Here is an 18806-nt window from a genome sequence, read left to right on the forward strand (position 1 = left end):
GCAAGACAATGAAAATGACAAAGCTCGCTCGGCTTCATCGCCGCAGGCGACCTTTGTCATTTTTACATTTTAGACACATTCAGACCGGTCCTTCACTTGATAGAATTGCGCAAGCTCGCCTTGTTATTCAAAGAAGCGAACCATTACAGCGAAGAGTCCTCTACAATTCGGCCATGCAAGGATCAAGGAGTGTCTTTTGGCCATGAATTTTCATCAGTTACGCTGCTTTCACGCGGTTGCCCTACACGGTAGCTTTACGGCGGCTGCGCGTGCGTTATTCGTCGGGCAGCCAAGTATCACCACGCATGTGAAAGCGCTTGAACAACGGTTTGGTGTGGAGCTGTTTTCACGGCATGGGCACATCGTCGAATTGACCGATACGGGGCAACGCTTGTTATCGATTACTCACCGTATTTTTACGCTGGAAACAGAGGCTGAAGAAACTCTGCGAGCCGCTGGCGGATTGCTGGAAGGACGCATCAGGGTGGCCGCTTTCGATCCGGTTCAGGTTACCCAAATGGTGGTTGCTTTTGGCAAGCGCTATCCAGAAGTCCGGGTGTCGGTGTCGTTTGGCAATTCCGGTGAATTGAGTGGAAGTTTGTTGGAATTGCAGTCAGATGTCGCGGTATTGCCGCGCCTGGGAGACAAGCGGTTTTTCTCGGTCCCTTATCGTCGGGCAAAGATCGCATTACTGGTAGGAGCAAGCCACCCTTGGTTTGAGCGCAGTGATATTCATGTCGGAGAGTTGGAAGGGCAGCGAATCGTCACTCGAGAAAGTGGCTCAATGCAGCAAAAGGTCTTTGATGATTATTTGGCCGATTGTGGCGTCAGTGTGCGTCGAGTATTAGAGATCGATAGTCAGGACGCGATACGCGAAGCCATTGCTGCGGGTGTCGGCGTGGGTATCGCGCTGGATGCCATTTATCAGGATTCGCGGCTTCGGATACTCACGATTGCAGAGGCACCGATGTTTATTGATCTGGAACTAGCCTGCCTGGCAGAGCGCAAAGAAGCGCCGGTAATCAAAGCCTTCTTCGAGGTAGTACAAGACTTACGCAACGATCTTGATTGCTTGAAGGAGGCGGAAGAGCAGAAAGTCGGCGGTTAAGCCGGTTCATCACCGCGCACAGCATGGCCGGGTAATGAAAAAGACAGCGTCAGGATGATGATCCTGACGCTGTCCCTTTATTGAAAGACGAAGAGCGCAGAGTTGCTCTTTCGCTTTGCCGATTTTCCTTTGCAGGAATTACTTCTTGGTCGATTGCTCCAGCGCCTCAAAGCCTTCCATCACAAACTGCGTCCGTACATCACCTTTCAGATTGTCACTCTCAGTCAATATCTGAACAATCTTTCTGGTCACCATGCGACGTTGTGCGATTTCTTCTTCGATAGTTGCGCCTTCTGCGACTTCCATCACATTACCGCTACAGTAACTATTTGGCGCGCCATTGACGGATTGTAGCCAGTCGTAGAAGTTTTCTGCACTGGCTTTCGGGTTAGTGCCTCGGACAGCATCACGCAAAAGCTTACGGAACATAAAGACACCAGCATCGAACTTGGTTGGATTTTCCAGCGCGTGCACAGCAATAGGACGCTGACTGATAATCGCTTCATAGTCGCCAGGCGCTTGTTGCGCGTCTTTATAGCAATCGCGTTCACGATGGTTTGGAGGAATCGGCGGGAAATCTTCCAGCTTGTATTTTCCAAAACGTTCCGGACGGCGCATCGCAACCTGGCCTTCCAGAAAATCAATCGTCTCGTAACCAACCATTTGCTCATCACCAATACCGCGGGTATCGATGTTTGGTCCCATCACGCGCCAGCCGATCATCTTGCTGTTTTCGTCATCCACTGGAACAGTCCAGCGTACGATATGAAAGCGGCTGAACAATTTCTTGGCAGCACCGTCTTCTGACGTGTAAGCATGTAAGCTCAAATTGGGCAATGCTTGATGTTGTACGCGAATGAAAAGACGATCCTTGTCTACGCGTCGTGCACCAGCGCATGCCAATCCACGGCCCTCATGGATGGGAATAAATTGCATGTCGGGCGCGACTTCCATCGACGCAGCACCAACTTCGTTAAAAGTAGTGCCTTGAAAGTTTTCATCCACCACGTTAGACGAATTATGCAGCGCTGTCGGATGATAATTATCCGCAGCATTGTCCTGAACTTGCAACCAGTTGCAATGCTGGAAGTTGCTGTAAGGAACTAGCTTATCGGTCGCATGGACGGTGAAATTTGATTCCCACTCAGGGAACGGTGGTTCTTTTTCTGGTGAGCCCATGTAAGCAAAGACGAGACCGTGGCGCTCGAAGGCTTTGTACGCACCTTGTTGAATCGAGCATGCAAATTTTGCGGCTTCTTTCTCTTCGCCCTTTGGATATGGAACATGCAGGCAAGTGCCATCAACATCAAATACCATGCCGTGATAACAGCAACGAATGCCGTGTTCTTGAATGGCACCGTATTCCAGCGACGCGCCGCGATGGACGCAATGGGCGTGCAGAACGCCAATGGCACCGCTCTTATCGCGGAAAGCCACTAATTCTTCATTGAGAATTTTTATAAATTTTGGCGTATCGCCCAACTCCATCGACATGCATACCGGATGCCAGAAAGTGCGCATGTATTCGCCCATTGGCGTACCCGGCCCGGTTTCGGTCAGCTCTGGATCATGCCCTGGCGTTTTGCTCGTAAAGTAGCCACCGTATGGGATGAGCTTCTTCGGCTTCGAAGATTCAACCAGCTTCGCATTATCGACTTTCGTATCCATCAATTGTCTCCTCAATCAACCATTATTCGGTGGGATCATTTGTCCCTGAGCTAACGATACGTGGCAGCCTTATAAATGTCGAATTCAATTTTTGGATGAACTTCATCTGTAAATCCGAATGTGTACTTCAAAATTTCTTGTTTGGTCCCGAATGTCCTTATTTGTAATCCAGATAGGGTTCATACATTATTACCATTGGACGTATCAATGGCTGGGATTTACGATTTATCATCAGGAAAAAGCTTGGTTTTCATACGCTTTCAATCCTTTTCATCGTTGGTGTCATTAAATCCAAAATGAAGCCCAGAAGAATAGCATCAGCCAATCGTAATGATGCATTGCAGCATAAAAACACTAGAGACTCGAGGCCCACAATGCAAGATATACCATCACAAACGCGTTCATCCCCAACATCCTTGTCGCTGCTTGTCCGGCAGATCAGGTTTGAGGCCGTTGGCATTAACTCCTTCGAATTGGTACACCCTGCCGGAGAGATGTTGCCAGCCGTCACCGCCGGTGCGCATATCGATATGCATCTTGAGGGCGGTGTGATTCGGCAGTACTCGCTGTGCAACGATCCGATCGAACGTCACCGGTACGTTATTGCGGTTCTACGCGAGGAAATCGGTCGCGGTGGATCGCGCTTGATGCACGACAATCTACGGGTGCGAGATGTGGTATCGATCAGCTACCCGAGAAATAATTTTGGCCTGATTAACGACGCAAAAAAACATGTTTTGTTAGCGGGTGGCATCGGAGTGACGCCATTAAAGGCGATGGCCCATTATCTGGAAAGCACAGGTGAGGATTACGAACTGCACTATTGCGCCAAAGGTGAAGACCATGCCGCGTTCCGTGAAGAATTTGCTGCTCAGGTTGAAAAGGGAAAGGTCATTTTTCACTTCGATGGCGGCAATCCACGCGATGGTTTAGATATCGTTAAACTGTTGGAAGAACATGTTGAAGGCACACACGTTTACTATTGTGGCCCCGCGGGCTTCATGGCAGCTTGCGCAAAAGCCGCTCAGCATTGGCCGCGTGACGCAGTTCACTTTGAACATTTTAAGGCCCCAGAACCGGTCAAGTCGGAAGCTGTCGCTGCGAATTCCGCGATCTTATCGGATACATCGGCTACCTCTTTTGTGAAGATTGCCAGCACCGGGGCCTTATTCGCCATGTCGGAAGATAAAAGCATCATCGAAATACTCGCTGATAATGGCATCGAGGTGGAGACCTCATGTCAGTCTGGATTGTGCGGTACTTGTAAAATGCGCTATCTGGAAGGGGAAGTCGACCATCGCGACTTTATTCTCTCTGACGAAGAGCATCAGAACTATTTAACGGCTTGCGTTTCACGTCCTAAAAGTCGGTTGTTGGTACTCGATTTGTAAACTGTTTTCAGGTGAGTTCTGAAAAATTATTTTCCTGAAAAACACACAAGAAACACGTCTGCATAAGCTCAGCCGGGAATATTGCTTCCCGTCTGACCTTATAAAATCACCGTTTTCAGCAATAGACCAATCACCGCACACGCAGCAATGACGTGAATGACATTTCGTTTGAAACGAAATAAAGCAATCGTTGCCGCCAGAGCGATCAACGCCGATATCCAGTCAAACGGTGCGCCAAAGCCTTGCGGCCAAAGCACGTGGTAGCCGAAGAACACCGCAAGATTGAGAATCACGCCCACCACAGCTGCCGTGATGGCGGTCAGCGGCGCGGTAAATTTCAGGTCGCCGTGCGTCGATTCAATCAGCGGGCCACCGGCCAGGATGAACAAGAACGAGGGCAGGAAGGTGAACCACGTTACCAGTGACGCCGCCACCGCACCGGCCAGAAACAACGATTCTGGACCGAACAGCGCTTTCACATAGCCGCCCACAAAACCAACAAAAGCCACCACCATGATTAGCGGCCCCGGCGTGGTCTCGCCCAGTGCGAGGCCATCAATCATTTGCGTTGATGTCATCCAGCCATAGTGGCTGACGGCACCTTGGTAAACATACGGCAATACGGCATACGCACCGCCGAATGTCAGCAACGCCGCCTTGGTGAAGAACCAGCCCATTTGCGTCAACGTGTGATGCCAGCCATAGATCGCGGTTAGCGCGCCCATTGGGATCACCCACAATAAAGCACCGACGATGATTATCTGACATAGTCCAAGCCAACTGAACCGTGCGTGTTCCGGTGTCGGCGTATCGTCGTCAATGAGCGCTGCGCCAAACGATTTTACCGCTTTGCCATGACCACCCATCGTGAACTTATCCGGTACCATCCGACCACCGAAATAGCCGATTATTGCCGCTGTCAAAATGATTGCAGGAAACGGCACGTTGAGGACCAACAGCGCCAGAAAAGATGCTGCGGCAATTGCCCAAAGTATCTTGTTTTTAAGTGCGCGCGAGCCAATGCGGTACGCCGCCTGGATGACGATGGCGGTCACTGCCGGCTTAATGCCATAAAACAACCCAGCTACCAGCGGCAGACTGCCAAATGCAATATACAACCACGACAGCGCAATCAGGATCACCAATGATGGCAGCACAAATAATGCACCCGCTACGATGCCGCCCCACTTGCGGTGCATCAACCAGCCGATATAGGTCGCCAACTGCTGCGCCTCTGGGCCTGGTAAAACCATGCAATAGTTTAAGGCGTGAAGGAAGCGTCGCTCAGAGATCCATCGCCGGTTTTCAACCAACTCCTGATGCATGATCGCAATTTGACCTGCGGGTCCACCGAAGCTGATAAAACCTAATTTCAACCAAAAAGTGAATGCCTGCCAAAAAGGGATAGGCAACGGTTTGGTATTGAGGCTTTCATTTGCAGGATCAATGAGAGATGTTTCCGAAGTAGTCATATCAGATGTGCCATTCGCTTGTAAACAGTGGAAGCAATCCGTCAGGCATGATCGTTGCTGATCGCCCAAAAAAACGCATTATTAGTACAGCTGGGAATCAGAGTTATTTACATTTAACCTCGCAGAAGCCTAGGTAGGAATAGCAATGTCGCAGGTGTTTCGGTCAGTGAGCAACACGGATTTGTCCCAAGATTCGCCTAACCGTGATTATAATCGTACTCGTATTGTCGATGCGTCATCAATCTTGATTTTGTTGTTGATTTGCAATTCATGGTTGATTTGTAATAGAACGACGCAGGAAGACAAACTCAGGGCTCTTCTGATTGAGAAAAGTGGGTGCGATCAGTGGGAACGGCGGTCGGATGGGTGGATTTGCGTTTCTTGCGACGCATCGTTTAGAGGCGGATAAAAGATAGATTATAAAAGGTAGATTACCGACGCATTTGCAAGATCGCAGGGCTAAGCCGACCGACGCATCTGAACGTTTCTCTTTTTTGCCTGACTAAGTTACGCATGAAGGTTTCGCTAGTTGCATTTTGTAAAGTATCAGTGAGCGCCGTTACGCCGCGTCCGCGTTATCGGTCATATTAGGTATACGTACACAGAATGGAGGGCCATACGGTCCATTAGCACCACAATCTGTTTCGGTTAGCCCATGACCATTCTTCCCCTATTTATTGGAGATTGCCCCGCCCATGATAAATCGCCGAACTTTTCTCCATTCCGCCGCTGCCACAGCCACGCTTGTAGCGCTCGGCGTTCCGATGGAAGCCATTGCGGACAATCGCGTTAAGCTTGGCTCCGCATCAACTTTTTCTTTTGATACGCTCATCGCGCAAGCAAAAGTGTTAGCGCAAGCACCGTATAAACCGCAAGCGACCGCCCCGCGTGCGATTCTCGACAAAATCGATTACGCAGCCCACGGCAAAATAAAATACAAAACCGATTACGCCTTGTTTGCTGAAGGCCCTGGACAATTCCCGGTCACTTTTTTTCACCTTGGCCGTTTTTTTCAGTCACCGGTACACATGCACCTCATCGACGACAGTGGCAAGGTTCCCAAGGCGCGTGAGATTGTCTACGACGAGAGTTATTTCGATATGCCGGTAGATAGTCCGGCGCGAGATTTGCCGCGCGGCAGCGGGTTTTCGGGTTTTCGTTTCCAGGAAAGTCGGCGCGGTGATCAGGACAAGCTGGACTGGCATAAGAACGACTGGGTGGCTTTTCTCGGTGCCTCTTATTTTCGCGCGATTGGTGACCTTTATCAATATGGTTTATCTGCCCGTGGTATTGCCATCGACGTTGCACAAGCCGGAAAGTCAGAAGAATTTCCTAACTTCACCCATTTCTATTTCACCGTTCCGGACGATAACAGCGACACAGTGACCGTCTATGCCATGCTGGATGGGCCAAGTATCTGTGGCGCGTATAAATTCGTTATGCAACGCGGCGCAGGCGTCACCATGGAAATCGATACCGCTTTATTTTTGCGGCGCGATATTGACCGATTCGGCATCGCGCCAGTGACGTCGATGTACTGGTTTTCTGAATCAGTAAAAGGGACGGGGACCGATTGGCGACCTGAAGTCCATGATTCCGATGGTTTAGCGTTATGGAGCGGGGCGGGTGAACACATCTGGCGACCACTGAATAATCCCGGACAAACCACCGCTTCAGCCTTTGGCGACACCAATCCGCGTGGTTTTGGTCTGCTACAGCGCGATCGCAATTTTGATCATTATCAAGATGGCGTCCATTACGAACGCCGTCCCAGCCTTTGGGTGCAACCGTTAGAAGGTTGGGGCCAAGGGACAGTGCAATTAATCGAAATTCCAACCGATGATGAGATTCACGACAACGTTGTCGCGATGTGGGTGCCGAGCGCCAAAGCGGTTGCCGGTAACAGTTATCGCCTGCGTTATAAATTGGATTGGCAGAAAGACGAACCGTTTCCGAGTACGCTTGCCCGCTGTGTGGCGACGCGCCTTGGCAATGGCGGCGTACCCGGTCAACCGCGGCCGAAAAACGTGCGCAAATTCATGGTTGAATTTTTGGGCGAGCCACTAGAAAAATTAGCCTTCGGTGAAATGCCGGAAGCGGTATTAACGTCATCGCGTGGCACTTTCTCTTATATCTTCACCGAAGCGGTTCCCGATGGCGTAGCAGGTCATTGGCGGGCCCAGTTCGATCTGACAGTCGAAGGCCCGGAACCTGTTGATATGCGTTTGTATCTGCGTCTTAAAGATCAAACGCTTTCGGAAACCTGGCTGTTCTTATACAATCCATTTGAAACGCGATCAGTTTACGGCAGTTGATGATGACGTGGATGTCAGTATAATTTTCTCCGACATTTTTGAGATGGTTTTCAGCCCATCGATCTGCGACGTGCATCTTGCAGCGATGGGTTGATATTTTTGAATCGCATATTGTGAGGGATTATTTCGGTCGCCAAGATGAACCGATCTCATCCTCACAGCAACTGGCTGGCACTGTTAAAACGCGATCAGCGCGTCTTCTAGGTCAATGGTAAATGTAGTATTACTGCAGTCCCGTTGAGGGATGATCCTGCAATATTAAGTTCACCGCCAAACTGACGTGTGCGCTCGTGCATACCCAGAATACCCCACGCTTCACCGCCGAGTAATTGTTGGGGTTTGATGCCTTTTCCATCATCTCTGACTTCAGCAATAATGACGTTTTCTTCGCACCGCACGTCAATCGTCACCTTTGATGCCGCTGCGTGGCGGACCACATTTGTGAGCGATTCTTGCACGATCCTAAACAGCATGGTGCTGCGTTCTGGATCGAGCTCGACATCCGCGGCGCTTTGATTAATGTGGCATCTGCATTCCAATCCTGAACTCGCCTGAATCTGGTCGGCATGCCACTCCAGCGCGGCCCATACGCCAAGGTGGTCCAGCACACTAGGGCGTAAATCGGCGATGACCCGCCGCATGGTTTCAATAGCTGTATCGGCTTGTGCCGCCGCCTCGTTGAGGAGTGGATCTGATGCATTACCAGCCAACATGGAACGTTCATTAGAGACTGAAACATTGGCTTTGATGCTAGTTAGCAAGCTGCCCAATTCGTCGTGAATTTCACGCGCGATACGCTTTCGCTCATCCTCTTTTACTTTTTCCTGATGGTCCGATAGTTGCCGCAGCTGCGTATAAGATTGCTGCAATTCGACTTCTGCCCGGGTTTGATCCGCGCCTAATTTGTCGACCGTCAGCATGCTTTGTTGATGAGAACGATTAATTTCTTTCAAGTAGACCAGCATCATCACCGATGAAGAAATCAAGCCACTGAAGCGACCAGCGTACCAACCCAAAGATAAGCGGCTGCTACCCGCCATGGTGATAGCGTTATCGCATAACAGCGCTATCAAAGCAGTGCCAAGCCACACATGCAAGACATTACGGAAGCGACTCGCTCGCCATAAAAAAAACAGCGACAGCACAATCAAAACCTGCAACCCGGGTGCAATGCCAGTGCTGGTAATGCCGCTATAGTCACCATTCGTATCCAAAACAGGAAGAAAATCGCGGAATATGGTGACCATTGCCACCGTCGCAGCCAGGGCAGCGATCAAAACAATGGAGGCGCGGCGTAACGATTGCTGGTGATCCGTGGTGACATGGTTGGGACGGCGTAGTTCGCTCCAGGCAAAAACCAGGATACCAATGGCAGGACCGGCATGCCAAAACAGCCACAGCCAACTACTGGTTTGCGTGCCACCGAACAGCACACGTCCCTCGATAAATATTCCCGGAAACGACAAAAACTGCAGCACCAATATAACAGCAGTATATAAACATCCGGCGCTGAGATGCAGCAAAGCGACTGATCGCGTCGCCTTATAGTGACCGTATATCTGATAAGCGGTGATCAGGTAGGTGCCAATCACCGTGGTCTGATAAGTAGCCAGAAACGCTGGAATTTTAGGCCATTTTATTTGCGCGAATGGAAGCAAAATCAACGTAACGAGGATCAACCCTGCGCAGATCCTCAGTGCAATTTTTCGCTGTCTTAGCGTAGCCATACGAATGGCTGGTGAAGAATCGACGCGATCAAAAGGGGTCAACGGCAGATCGGTTGCGAGCCCGGTATACATGATGGCTAATCTCCGTATTTGAGTTATCGGCAGCAATAGTGGCGCAAATACAGGGCCGCAACTCAGAGGCGCAATGCCGGCACGCATGAACTGGCTAGTGATAAATAATTATATTTTTGCCTATGATCGCTTAAATCCCGCACTATAGATAGATTGAATTTTAGATAACAAGATTAAATTAGTCATACCGATGCTTTGATAGACGGAAATCGATGGAAATAGACAGAAATACTTCTTTTCTATGTGTTAAAAAAACAACCATTGAACCTTCAATCCTTTCATCGGCGACCGTCGGTGACACCGGGACCTATGTGGAGAATCTGCCGTGGCGGGAATGTATGACGCGCTATGACCGTCCGCATTCGTTCTTTTATCTGTATCCGCCGTACTGGCAGACTGAAGGGTATGGCGTCGACTTTGGTTTCCACGAGTATCAGCAGATGGCGGATTTTATGCGCACTTGTAAGGGCAAAGTCATGGTTAGCATTAACGACCATCCGGATATCCGGGCGGTGTTTGACGGCTTTACGATGATGGGGCTGGATATTAAATATAGCTTGGGTAGCGTGCACGGCCAGCCGGAGAGTAGTCGGGAACTGGTAATTACCAACTGGGATGCATGGTCTGTAGGGCAGCTTTTTTGAAATAATGACCTGATGTTGGCCTTTCAGGCGAGCGGTCAGTGGCTTCACCGCAGGCACGATTATGCGCATCCGCTGGAGCAAAGTCGATACGCTACTTTCAGTAGCGTATCGCTCTTTTGCTTGTGAGTAATTTTCATACTGATAATTGTTTTGAGCGCATTTTATGCTAAATTATTACATCATTCGAAGTCTTAGAAGCAAAGCGAAAGGACCGCTTATATTTTTTTGATTGGAGTGCCCATGTTAATAACTCACGATGAAAGTTTAATCCGTCTTTTTGTTTTTAAAGTGCAACGCTTAGCCGGGCGGGCAGATGCCGGGCATAACGTCGCTGCAGAAATTAAAACACTCGTTGAAGAGGCATGCGATTGTTTCGCCACAACATTAAACACTGATGCAACGGCGAATCGGGACGCCTTTAAGTACCGGTTAAAGCTTTACGCGGCGCTGGCCCACAGCAGCCGTCCTCAGCTTAAAAATGCGTTTGAATTTGCGGCCTCACTCCTCAATCCATATCAACCTCGCTAACACCAAAACAGGTTGTAGCTTGAACAGCATCCATTATCAGCAGTGAACTAGCATGACGCTGGTCCTCACGATTGGAGATTGTTGCTCTTTGAAAGAAGCGTTTTAATATCAGTCGGTCCTTTAAAGTAATTTGACAAAATGTAATTCATAGGATACAGTTGTGTATGAAGACTATTCAGACAACTGCCACTTTTGATCACTGGTTTGTAAGCTTGCGAGACAGAACTGTTAGAGTGCGCGTTCAAATGCGTATTGATCGTGCTGAATTGGGTAATTTTGGTGATTGTGAGCCAATCGGCGAAGGGGTTTCTGAAATGCGTATCCACACGGGTGCTGGTTACCGCGTGTATTTTGTACAACGTGGTAGCGAGATCGTGATTTTGCTCGCGGGTGGCGATAAATCTACACAGAGCAAAGACATTAAAACTGCGCTCGAACTCGCACGACTACTTTAGGAGAACCTTATGGAAAACATCACACTACATAAATGGGATTCTGCCGAACACCTGCAAACCGAAGAGGATATCGTTGCTTATTTTGACGCGTGTCTGGAGGAAGCCGGTGACGATGCGTCTTTCATTGCACACGCGTTGGGGACGATTGCTCGTGCGCGGGGGATGAGTCAGGTCGCACGGGATACCGGGTTGGCGCGGGAGAGCTTATATAAAGCGCTTTCCGGTGAAGGGAATCCGGAATTTAGTACCATTCTGAAAGTAATGAAGGCGCTCGGACTCAAGTTACATGCCAGCGCGGCATAAATCGTTTCCCTCAAAAACCGCTTAAATGCCGTAATAGCGAGTCTCGAATTAACGCATGATCTTCCGCACTAAAACCGAGTAAAGGCCGGGCCGCATAGCGCACTTCCGGCCCTTTTTTGGTTACCTTGTCCGTCAATCCCTCCTGATGCACGCGCGCAATGCGCGCCACGCGTCCAAAGAAACCCAGCGATAATTGATTTTCATCCTGATGGATGTTGAGGCTTTTTTGTTTGCGTATCTTGGCAAACATCGCGGCCTTTTGCCGTTTGAATGCTTAACTAAGCGGCATTGCGCACTTGCCAGTTTTCGACAAGATTAGGCTGCTTAGGTATTCTTGCTTATTGCTGACTTGCGCCGTGATGCAACGAAGCCCAGAATACCAAGGCCGAGTAGCGCTACGCTAGTCGGTTCAGGAACGGCCGCACTGGTAACGAAGTTAAAATTGTCTACCCCATATGGATGAAAACTGCTTCCAGTCCCCGTCCATGTAACGCTCGTTATGTCTGCGCTTGATACAGATAGCGTTGTCCAATTATTAATTGCGCCAAGCGCCACACTAACTGAGTCTACAAGAATGTTGCCGTCATATGCGTTAAACTGGATTGTCTCGCTAGAGGAGCCATTCGACCGTGAAAAATCAGCAGAAACGTTTGTTGCGGAAGAGGCAAACGTTACGGTCTCGCTATAGCTGCTATTGAATCCTAAAAATTGACTACCGTTTGTTCCCTCTAGACCCCAGTTTCCCGGGTTACCTTTGCTATTTCCACCGACTGTCCCGAAATTGGTAAGACTAAATGCAGCTGCAGCTGTGCCAGCATAAGCAACACCGCTAGCAGCGGGGGCTTCGTCAAAAGTGATGACGGTTGCTTGGGCGCAAAATGTGCTCAAACTTAGAATGAATAAAAATGCTGCGTTCTTGATTTTCATGGTTTTGTTCCTGTTTAAGTAGGGCAGATTGATTTCCTTAGACAGTAAGCAAAAATAATGCCATTTGTATAACCCATTGATATGTATGATATTTTATTTAATTCGTTAAAAAAATCCTTACAGTGTGTAAAGTTTACTGACACTAAATATTGATTAACTGACGCAACACCGACTCCCGAATCAACGCGTGATCCTCAGCACTAAATCCCAACAAAGGCCGGGCCGCATAGCGGACTTCCGGCCCTTTCTTTGATACCTTGTCTATCAATCCCTCCTGATGCACCCGTGCAATGCGCGCCACGCGTCCAAAGAAGCCGACCGATAGCTGATTTTCATCCTGCTGGATGTTGAGGCTTTTTTGTTTGCGTATCTTGGCAAACATCGCGGCCTTTTGGCGTTTGATGTGACCGCTTTTGCCGCGTAGGTTCTTGCGTTGTTTGCGCGCCGTATAGGCCTCGCCGTCCGGTGTTTGCTGGCTGACAATGCGTTTCACCTGACTGCGACGTAAATCCTGCGCGACCTGTTTGTTGACGGCGCGGCGCTGGGCCGGTGCGAGCTTTAACAGCAGTGCGCCAGCCCACTCTTCAATCGCTTGCAGATCGTCGCTCATGCGGGTTGGGCAGGTGTATGCCATTCAGCCAATAACGACTCGCCTTGGTACAAGGTCCAGAAGCCGTCGCTGTAGTCGGGTGTGGGTTGTGACTCGGGTGGATGGCTTATATTAAGTCTGCCGCCATCACGTTTGACGATGACGCGTTCGGTCAGGTCCAGCTTGAGCGACAGATCAATCGTTTCATGATTATTAAAATCCACGTCAAAGCCGATCCCGGTTCGTCGGAGTTCCGCATTATTGAGTAAGTCGTTTTGGTGGAGCGCAATCCACGCCAGCAGCGGCACCATGATCGCGTCCGGATCGCCGCTGTAGTCGGTGATGATGATGTTCAATTTGTAGCGGTATTCATACGACAGCGATGCAGTGCCGGTGGCGACGACATTACCTTGGTCGGCAAAGATCAATAGCTTATCCGGATTCTGCCGCAGGTCGGGATTGGCCGTTATTAAATGCTCTTTAAGGCTGTTTGGTTTGTACATCGCTAATCTCCTGTTGGCACTCCACAATCATGTCGACCTGTGCCGCACACATGGCCCATGCGGCTTCGGTGCGTTCGAGCGCAAGGTGCAACGCGCCGTTAGTGGTCGGTGCCGTCGCTGGTAATTGGCAGCGGGTGACTGGCGGACAGCCAGTGACGATAAGCGTCGGCACCGATGAGGGAGGGACGCTGGCGCAGCCCGGCAATAGCGTCAGGCAAAGGAGCAACAGCCCAAGGGCGAATGGAGAGGTCATGGTGGAGTTGGTCGATCAGGGTTTCACGTTCGGACAAGGTGACGGCCATGCTGGCCCGCGCCGCTTGCAGTTTGATGGTCGCCTGACGCTGTTTGAGGTCGGCGGCTTTTAAGGTGGCGATGATGCGGTCACGCTCATTCACTCCTTGTTCTGCGCGTGCGGCCTGTTCCTTGACGGTGATCAGGCTGGCGCGTTGACTAACAATGACGGTTCCCATGGCACCCATTAACAGGACACCAACGAGAATTTTAACGATCAGCTCCATAACCCGGCCCTCGTCCCTTTGTAATCGATGGTCAATACCTGACGCCGTGGGGTCACCCCTTCGGCCGCAATACCCAGATGGACCCAGATTGCGGATCCGGCGCGTTCGTAGATCAGCTGATCAAACTGTAAATAGGAGTGTTCGAGCTTGCGACAGATCGCCATCGGGGTACCGAATCCGGGGGCCGTAAAATCATTGGCCAGCCCGTCGAGGTGCGCACTGTTGCGTGCGCCGCCGACTGCGCGATTCAGGGCCGTGCAGCGAAACCCGCTTGAAATGCGCATCTCCGCACCACCCAGTTCGAGCCGGACCAGTTCATCAAATTTTGCCAGACGCCGCAGGTTCACGGCGATGGCTGGAGGCGGCGTGTTGTCGATACCGAGGGTGCGGGCGGTGTCGCTGCGCACGAATTCTGTCAGCGTAAAGTGTTCAGTGAGGTGGTCAGTCGAGATAGCCATACGGATCTTTCAAAAGGTGGGCGACATTGCCCCTGGCACGGCACACGATGACGCATAAGGCAAAGGCCAGTCCGGCTTGTGCCAGCGACACCGGCGCGTGACCGAGCAGAATATCCAGGGCACAACTACCGGTCAGGGCAATGAGCAACCACGCCAGCGACGACAGGTGGATCCGGTAGTTCGCCAGACCGCGCCGGTAGCACAGTAGTTGCCCGCACGCTGCGAGATAACAGCACAAGGCGATAGCAGTCACGACTTGTTGCGCGGTATCAATCATGGCGTTTCCCCTTGCGCAACCATTCCGGTAAGGCAATGGATTTGATTAAATCAATACCGTGCAAGGTCAGCGCGATCACCGCTGCCGAGGCTAAAAAAGCAGCCACACCGGATTGTTTGAGTGGTGTGTTGTTCATGACTTCCGGCGCGGCCAGATAACCTATGGCCAGCGAAATGACCATGTAGACCAGTCGCTGCAACAGCGGCAAATTCTTGCTTGTAATAGCCACCAAAGTCGCACCGGCAAAGGCACCGATCAAGGCATTGCCATCGATCCCCGGAAAGATCGAGGACAGACCGATGCCTGCGGCGGTGGTGATGAATAAAGAGGTACTGCCGGGTTCGGCCATAGTGTTTCTCCCTTATGAATCACGGTTTAGTCCCACAGACTGATGGTCTGGCGGGGAGGTGTGGCGGTAGCAGCAGGTTCCGGTAAGGTGATGAGCCGACCGTGGGCAATAAACGGTCCGCCGTCGGCCAGACCGGGATTCATTTCCAGCACGGCTTCGACCACGCTGGCGGTTGCGCCCAGATGCCGCCAGCACAGCAAATCAAGCGTGTCGTATTGTTGAGCGCGGACCAGCATGGTTATCCTTGTTAAATCAACTCGACCGTTAAATGATGCCGTTGCAAGATATCGGCAATCGCCCAATGCGCGTTACGCCGTTGTTCGCCGGGACCGTCGTCTAAGTACCCCATGGATTTCTTGTCGGCCATGGATGACGCGGTGGTGTCGTAATCGCGGTATTTTTCCAATAGGTCGGCTTTGCCGATGCTGTAGACAGCACGCCGGTAATGAATCAATAATTTGCTTTCGCGGTTGATCTTTTTAGCAGGGATGACTTCCAAGGTGCTGAAGCCGTTCTCTAGCTGCTGGTCCTGCCATGCGTCCAGTTCACCATTCACGTATAGGATCGCTTCGGCCACGGCCTGGACTAACCGTGGCGTGGTGACCGTGCCGTCGAGCCGCATCGCGTCACGCATGTGATGCAGATCGATAGCCGGGAACCAGCCGTCGTTCTCGACGATGGCGGGATCCGTGGTCTCGGTGAGGATCAATGGTGCGGGGGACCTGGCGATAAAGCTCATGATGACTTTCATAGTAGACGGCGGTGGGCGGGTGTCAGAGGTGTCACATCAATGTGCAACTCATCGACCCGCGCCGCCGTGCGCCGTTGGGTGCGCGTTATGCCTTGACCGCTTTTTTAAGGCGCAGTGTCAGGCGTTCAATGTCTTTTTTAACCCCGACCCGGCTGTCGAGTGCGAGGGCGCGGGTCAGATGCGGTAAGGCCAGATGGATCGCCGCTGGCGCGGCATCGGCAACGTTGTCGGCGGCGATGGCACTTTTGTCCAGGAATGCATAGGCCAGTGCTTTATGCAATTTGGCACGCGCCTGATCCGGTGCATCGCGGCCTTCGGTCAGCGTCATGACTTCCGGCAAGATGGTGCGACCGATAGCGGGTGTCATCTGACCGGATAGGGCCGCTTCAGCAAACTCGTCCATCAGCATGGTCGGAATATCGCGGTTGTACTGGTCCGGTAAGGTCAACTTATGGGTGATCGCATAGGCAGCAATCCGTAGCGCCTGCGCATAATCACCGACATCGATGTGCCATACCAATAGCGTGGTCAGTACGTCATCCTGTGCGCCTTTCCCCGCGCTCAACACCCCGTCGATCCAGTCCTGGTACTCGGGCAGGATTTCTGCTTTCAGCGCGATCTTTTGTTTCACGGACTGGATCTGCTTTAAGCGTCGACGGTCCTCGGCCAGCTTGTAGAGCATCAGCTCGTAGGCGCTGCCTGCGGTCAAGTGCCCTTCCGGGGCGTTCGCTGCGGCTTTCGCGGCCAACGCCCGTGCCTTGTGCCGCAATGCGGGGGAAAGGTGGGCCATGGTTATGCTTTCGGTGTCGTGGCGTCAACCAGCACGATGTTTTCTATCATGGCACCTAAACCAAAATCTTCGACGACATACGCGTCATTCGACGATTCGTAGTTTTCAATGCGGTCGCGCTTGGCTTCATCGACCACGCGGCGACGGCGGGCCGACTCCTGCCAGTAGATCGACAGGTTGTCAAAACGGGTGATCAGGATCGCGTTGTCGGGGAAATATGGGACGCTGACTGCTTGCAAGCCACCGAGACGCTTCTGACTGACGATGATGTCGGCCGCCAGCGTTTCCGTCGGCGCTTGGTTGATGTTGATCAGTGGAAAATATTTGTCGTGTAACAGCGACCGACCGACGATAGCCACTAAACCATTGTCTTTCTGGTACCACGGATCGAGCAGGTTGATCGCGTCATAGACAGCGGCATCGAGATTGACATAATCGCCGGTGATCTCAGCGTTGCTGCCGATGTACAGCTTGCCGGGTGTATTGCCTTCGTGCATGACGCGTTCCGGGGCCTGTTCACGGTAGTGCTGCGGCCAGCCTTTATTGACATCCTGCAGCATCGGATACGTGACGATATCGGTGTCCGCGGCGATGCTCACGCCATTAAAGCCGATGACCATCCGGTCGAGCGCCTGACGTTTCAAAATGGTGTTCGCAATGCGACTCTGGAAGTCGGAAAATTTGGCCCACGCATCCAGCGTTTGATACTTGATATGCGTATCAAAGTTAGTTTTTTCACAGCGGTATTTGTGGCCGTCGAGCGTGGTCAGGTCGCGGGTCTGGCGGTCCTTGTTGGCGGTGTTGGTGCGGCTGGCCACCGGTCCGGAGATGCCAAGACCGAGCTTTTCGCCTTCCTGTTCGGTGACACCGATGATGTTGATCTTGGTGAGAAACTCACTCGACTCCTGCATCTTGGTTTCCAGCTTTTGCTGGATGGTCGGGGCGACCGCAAAGGTCGATGCAGCGCTGGCCGTGTCATTCAATACTTGCAGGCGGGTGGTGTAATGGTCAAAGGCAACGCGGGTAATTTTTTTCAATTGAATGCTCCTGCAATACGGTTAAAAGAGAAAGGCGGTGGAACGGAAGCGCGCTTAAAACTCGGTCTGTTCCATGCCGTGACCACCTGTCGCGGCGGGCCGGTTCGACGGATTGCCGTCTTGCGTATCCATCTGATGTTTGAAAGTGGCTAATTCAGTCGTTACACTCGCCAGTGCCTCTTGCAGTGCGGCAATCTGCTTTTCTGCAGCGGCGAACTGGGTCGTGAATGACTGCGCCGTGTCGCTGGCATGCAGCGCGACGGCTTCTAACGCGTCGCTGACATCGTTAAAACGGGCATCGTCCCCGTTTTCTTTTTGGGTAAAACGTTTCAGGATATTGTTGATGGTCGTCGTAAATTTACTGGGTACCGGATTGGCGATCTCTTCAAATTCGAGCGTGACTTCGACCGCTTCAGAAAACACGTTATCGGCATGTTGTTTGCGTTCTGCGAACAGGTTAATGGCGCTGGTGGAAGCGAACGTCAGGACGCTGGTCCCGAGACTAGCCGGACTGTCGGTGATGCCAAGACCCACCAGATAAGCCTCATTGCTGCCAGCAAACGTGGGATTGATCTCAATGCTGGTGTAAATCTTTTGCCGTTCTTTGCTCATGGCCACCAGCGACGGAGTCGGGTCAATCTGCGCGAACAGCGCTAGTTTGGTCACGCCATCGAGTTGAATTTCTTCGGCTTTGACGGCGGTCACGTCACCGTAGGCACGAAACGGACTATCGGGCAGCGCACTGCGGATATGCTCCATCCAGATCCGTGCACCGTACTTGTCGGGATTAAAGGTCTTCGCCATTTGCGCAATTTGCTGGCGCGTGATCTCGCGCCCGTCGGTGGTGGCACCTTCGATGGCGACACGGAAAAATGTGGATGTAGTAGGCATGGTGTGCGCTGGTCAGCGTAAAAGTGGTCAGAT

Annotated in this window: 23 protein-coding genes and 1 pseudogene; 7 read left to right on the forward strand and 17 right to left on the reverse strand. The window is 51.5% G+C overall.

Annotated elements, in window-relative coordinates; all coding sequences use genetic code 11:
* Positions 1–202 precede the first annotated feature (202 nt).
* The gene (locus tag ACXX82_RS14045; RefSeq protein WP_322235730.1) at positions 203–1108 is read left to right on the forward strand and encodes a LysR substrate-binding domain-containing protein; all 906 of its coding nucleotides are present in this window, start codon (positions 203–205) and stop codon (positions 1106–1108) included.
* Positions 1109–1246: 138 nt separating this feature from the next.
* On the opposite strand, the gene ACXX82_RS14050 is transcribed toward ACXX82_RS14045, so the two are convergent.
* Positions 1247–2776: a Rieske 2Fe-2S domain-containing protein gene (locus tag ACXX82_RS14050; protein ID WP_322235732.1), complete on the reverse strand. Its 1530-nt coding sequence runs from the start codon at positions 2774–2776 to the stop codon at positions 1247–1249.
* Positions 2777–3150: 374 nt separating this feature from the next.
* On the opposite strand from ACXX82_RS14050, the gene ACXX82_RS14055 reads away from it, so the two are divergent.
* Entirely contained in the window at positions 3151–4167 is a 1017-nt protein-coding gene (locus tag ACXX82_RS14055; protein WP_322235734.1) for a PDR/VanB family oxidoreductase, read from the forward strand.
* A gap of 98 nt (positions 4168–4265) precedes the next feature.
* Here ACXX82_RS14055 and chrA read toward each other — a convergent pair whose 3' ends face one another.
* On the reverse strand, positions 4266–5639 hold the full coding sequence (chrA, locus tag ACXX82_RS14060; protein ID WP_322235736.1) for a chromate efflux transporter: 1374 nt from the start codon (positions 5637–5639) through the stop codon (positions 4266–4268).
* A gap of 695 nt (positions 5640–6334) precedes the next feature.
* On the opposite strand from chrA, the gene ACXX82_RS14065 reads away from it, so the two are divergent.
* The gene (locus ACXX82_RS14065; protein ID WP_322235738.1) at positions 6335–7954 is read left to right on the forward strand and encodes an OpgD/OpgG family glucan biosynthesis protein; all 1620 of its coding nucleotides are present in this window, start codon (positions 6335–6337) and stop codon (positions 7952–7954) included.
* A 200-nt stretch (positions 7955–8154) separates the two neighbouring features.
* Here ACXX82_RS14065 and ACXX82_RS14070 read toward each other — a convergent pair whose 3' ends face one another.
* Positions 8155–9753: a sensor histidine kinase gene (locus ACXX82_RS14070; protein ID WP_323505792.1), complete on the reverse strand. Its 1599-nt coding sequence runs from the start codon at positions 9751–9753 to the stop codon at positions 8155–8157.
* A gap of 212 nt (positions 9754–9965) precedes the next feature.
* Between ACXX82_RS14070 and ACXX82_RS14075 the strand changes: the two genes are divergently transcribed.
* The 4 genes from ACXX82_RS14075 to ACXX82_RS14090 all read left to right on the forward strand — a co-directional run bounded on the left by ACXX82_RS14075 (position 9966) and on the right by ACXX82_RS14090 (position 11683).
* Positions 9966–10397, forward strand: coding sequence for a DNA adenine methylase (locus ACXX82_RS14075; protein WP_322235742.1), 432 nt, complete (start codon positions 9966–9968; stop codon positions 10395–10397).
* Between the two features lie 240 nt (positions 10398–10637).
* Positions 10638–10925, forward strand: a complete 288-nt coding sequence (locus ACXX82_RS14080) for a hypothetical protein (protein WP_322235744.1) — start codon at positions 10638–10640, stop codon at positions 10923–10925.
* Between the two features lie 164 nt (positions 10926–11089).
* Positions 11090–11380, forward strand: coding sequence for a type II toxin-antitoxin system RelE/ParE family toxin (locus ACXX82_RS14085; protein WP_322235746.1), 291 nt, complete (start codon positions 11090–11092; stop codon positions 11378–11380).
* Positions 11381–11389: 9 nt separating this feature from the next.
* On the forward strand, positions 11390–11683 hold the full coding sequence (locus ACXX82_RS14090; RefSeq protein WP_322235748.1) for an addiction module antidote protein: 294 nt from the start codon (positions 11390–11392) through the stop codon (positions 11681–11683).
* 10 nt (positions 11684–11693) lie between these two features.
* Here the strand turns inward: ACXX82_RS14090 and ACXX82_RS14095 are convergent.
* The 14 genes and pseudogenes from ACXX82_RS14095 to ACXX82_RS14160 form a co-directional block, all read right to left on the reverse strand.
* Positions 11694–11936: pseudogene (locus ACXX82_RS14095) on the reverse strand (phage virion morphogenesis protein); the annotation flags it as partial.
* 71 nt (positions 11937–12007) lie between these two features.
* The gene (locus ACXX82_RS14100) at positions 12008–12610 is read right to left on the reverse strand and encodes a PEP-CTERM sorting domain-containing protein (protein WP_322235750.1); all 603 of its coding nucleotides are present in this window, start codon (positions 12608–12610) and stop codon (positions 12008–12010) included.
* A gap of 142 nt (positions 12611–12752) precedes the next feature.
* Complete coding sequence (locus tag ACXX82_RS14105; RefSeq protein ID WP_323518850.1) at positions 12753–13220, reverse strand: phage virion morphogenesis protein; 468 nt, start codon at positions 13218–13220, stop codon at positions 12753–12755.
* Positions 13217–13702 (reverse strand): phage tail protein, encoded by a 486-nt coding sequence (locus tag ACXX82_RS14110; RefSeq protein WP_323505790.1) that lies wholly within the window; start codon positions 13700–13702, stop codon positions 13217–13219. The genes ACXX82_RS14105 and ACXX82_RS14110 overlap by 4 nt, the downstream gene beginning before the upstream one ends.
* The gene (gene lysC / locus ACXX82_RS14115; protein WP_323505889.1) at positions 13680–13907 is read right to left on the reverse strand and encodes an Rz1-like lysis system protein LysC; all 228 of its coding nucleotides are present in this window, start codon (positions 13905–13907) and stop codon (positions 13680–13682) included. Before lysC ends, ACXX82_RS14110 begins: the two co-directional genes overlap by 23 nt.
* Positions 13801–14220 (reverse strand): hypothetical protein, encoded by a 420-nt coding sequence (locus ACXX82_RS14120; protein ID WP_458564057.1) that lies wholly within the window; start codon positions 14218–14220, stop codon positions 13801–13803. The genes lysC and ACXX82_RS14120 overlap by 107 nt, the downstream gene beginning before the upstream one ends.
* Positions 14211–14678 (reverse strand): D-Ala-D-Ala carboxypeptidase family metallohydrolase, encoded by a 468-nt coding sequence (locus ACXX82_RS14125; RefSeq protein WP_458563113.1) that lies wholly within the window; start codon positions 14676–14678, stop codon positions 14211–14213. Before ACXX82_RS14125 ends, ACXX82_RS14120 begins: the two co-directional genes overlap by 10 nt.
* A complete protein-coding gene (locus ACXX82_RS14130) occupies positions 14662–14955 on the reverse strand; it encodes a phage holin family protein (RefSeq protein WP_458563114.1) in 294 nt (97 codons plus the stop codon). Before ACXX82_RS14130 ends, ACXX82_RS14125 begins: the two co-directional genes overlap by 17 nt.
* Complete coding sequence (locus ACXX82_RS14135; RefSeq protein ID WP_322236781.1) at positions 14948–15304, reverse strand: putative holin; 357 nt, start codon at positions 15302–15304, stop codon at positions 14948–14950. Before ACXX82_RS14135 ends, ACXX82_RS14130 begins: the two co-directional genes overlap by 8 nt.
* Before the next feature lie 26 nt (positions 15305–15330).
* Positions 15331–15540 carry a tail protein X gene (locus ACXX82_RS14140; protein WP_322236783.1) on the reverse strand — a complete coding sequence of 70 codons (210 nt, stop codon included), beginning with the start codon at positions 15538–15540 and terminating at the stop codon, positions 15331–15333.
* Positions 15541–15551: 11 nt separating this feature from the next.
* Complete coding sequence (locus ACXX82_RS14145) at positions 15552–16043, reverse strand: head completion/stabilization protein (protein ID WP_458563115.1); 492 nt, start codon at positions 16041–16043, stop codon at positions 15552–15554.
* Between the two features lie 97 nt (positions 16044–16140).
* Positions 16141–16845, reverse strand: coding sequence for a phage terminase small subunit (gene gpM / locus ACXX82_RS14150; protein WP_458563116.1), 705 nt, complete (start codon positions 16843–16845; stop codon positions 16141–16143).
* Between the two features lie 2 nt (positions 16846–16847).
* The gene (locus ACXX82_RS14155; RefSeq protein WP_458563117.1) at positions 16848–17882 is read right to left on the reverse strand and encodes a phage major capsid protein, P2 family; all 1035 of its coding nucleotides are present in this window, start codon (positions 17880–17882) and stop codon (positions 16848–16850) included.
* Between the two features lie 54 nt (positions 17883–17936).
* Positions 17937–18773, reverse strand: a complete 837-nt coding sequence (locus tag ACXX82_RS14160; protein ID WP_458563118.1) for a GPO family capsid scaffolding protein — start codon at positions 18771–18773, stop codon at positions 17937–17939.
* Positions 18774–18806: the final 33 nt, after the last annotated feature.

Source organism: Glaciimonas sp. GNP009, assembly GCF_054343755.1.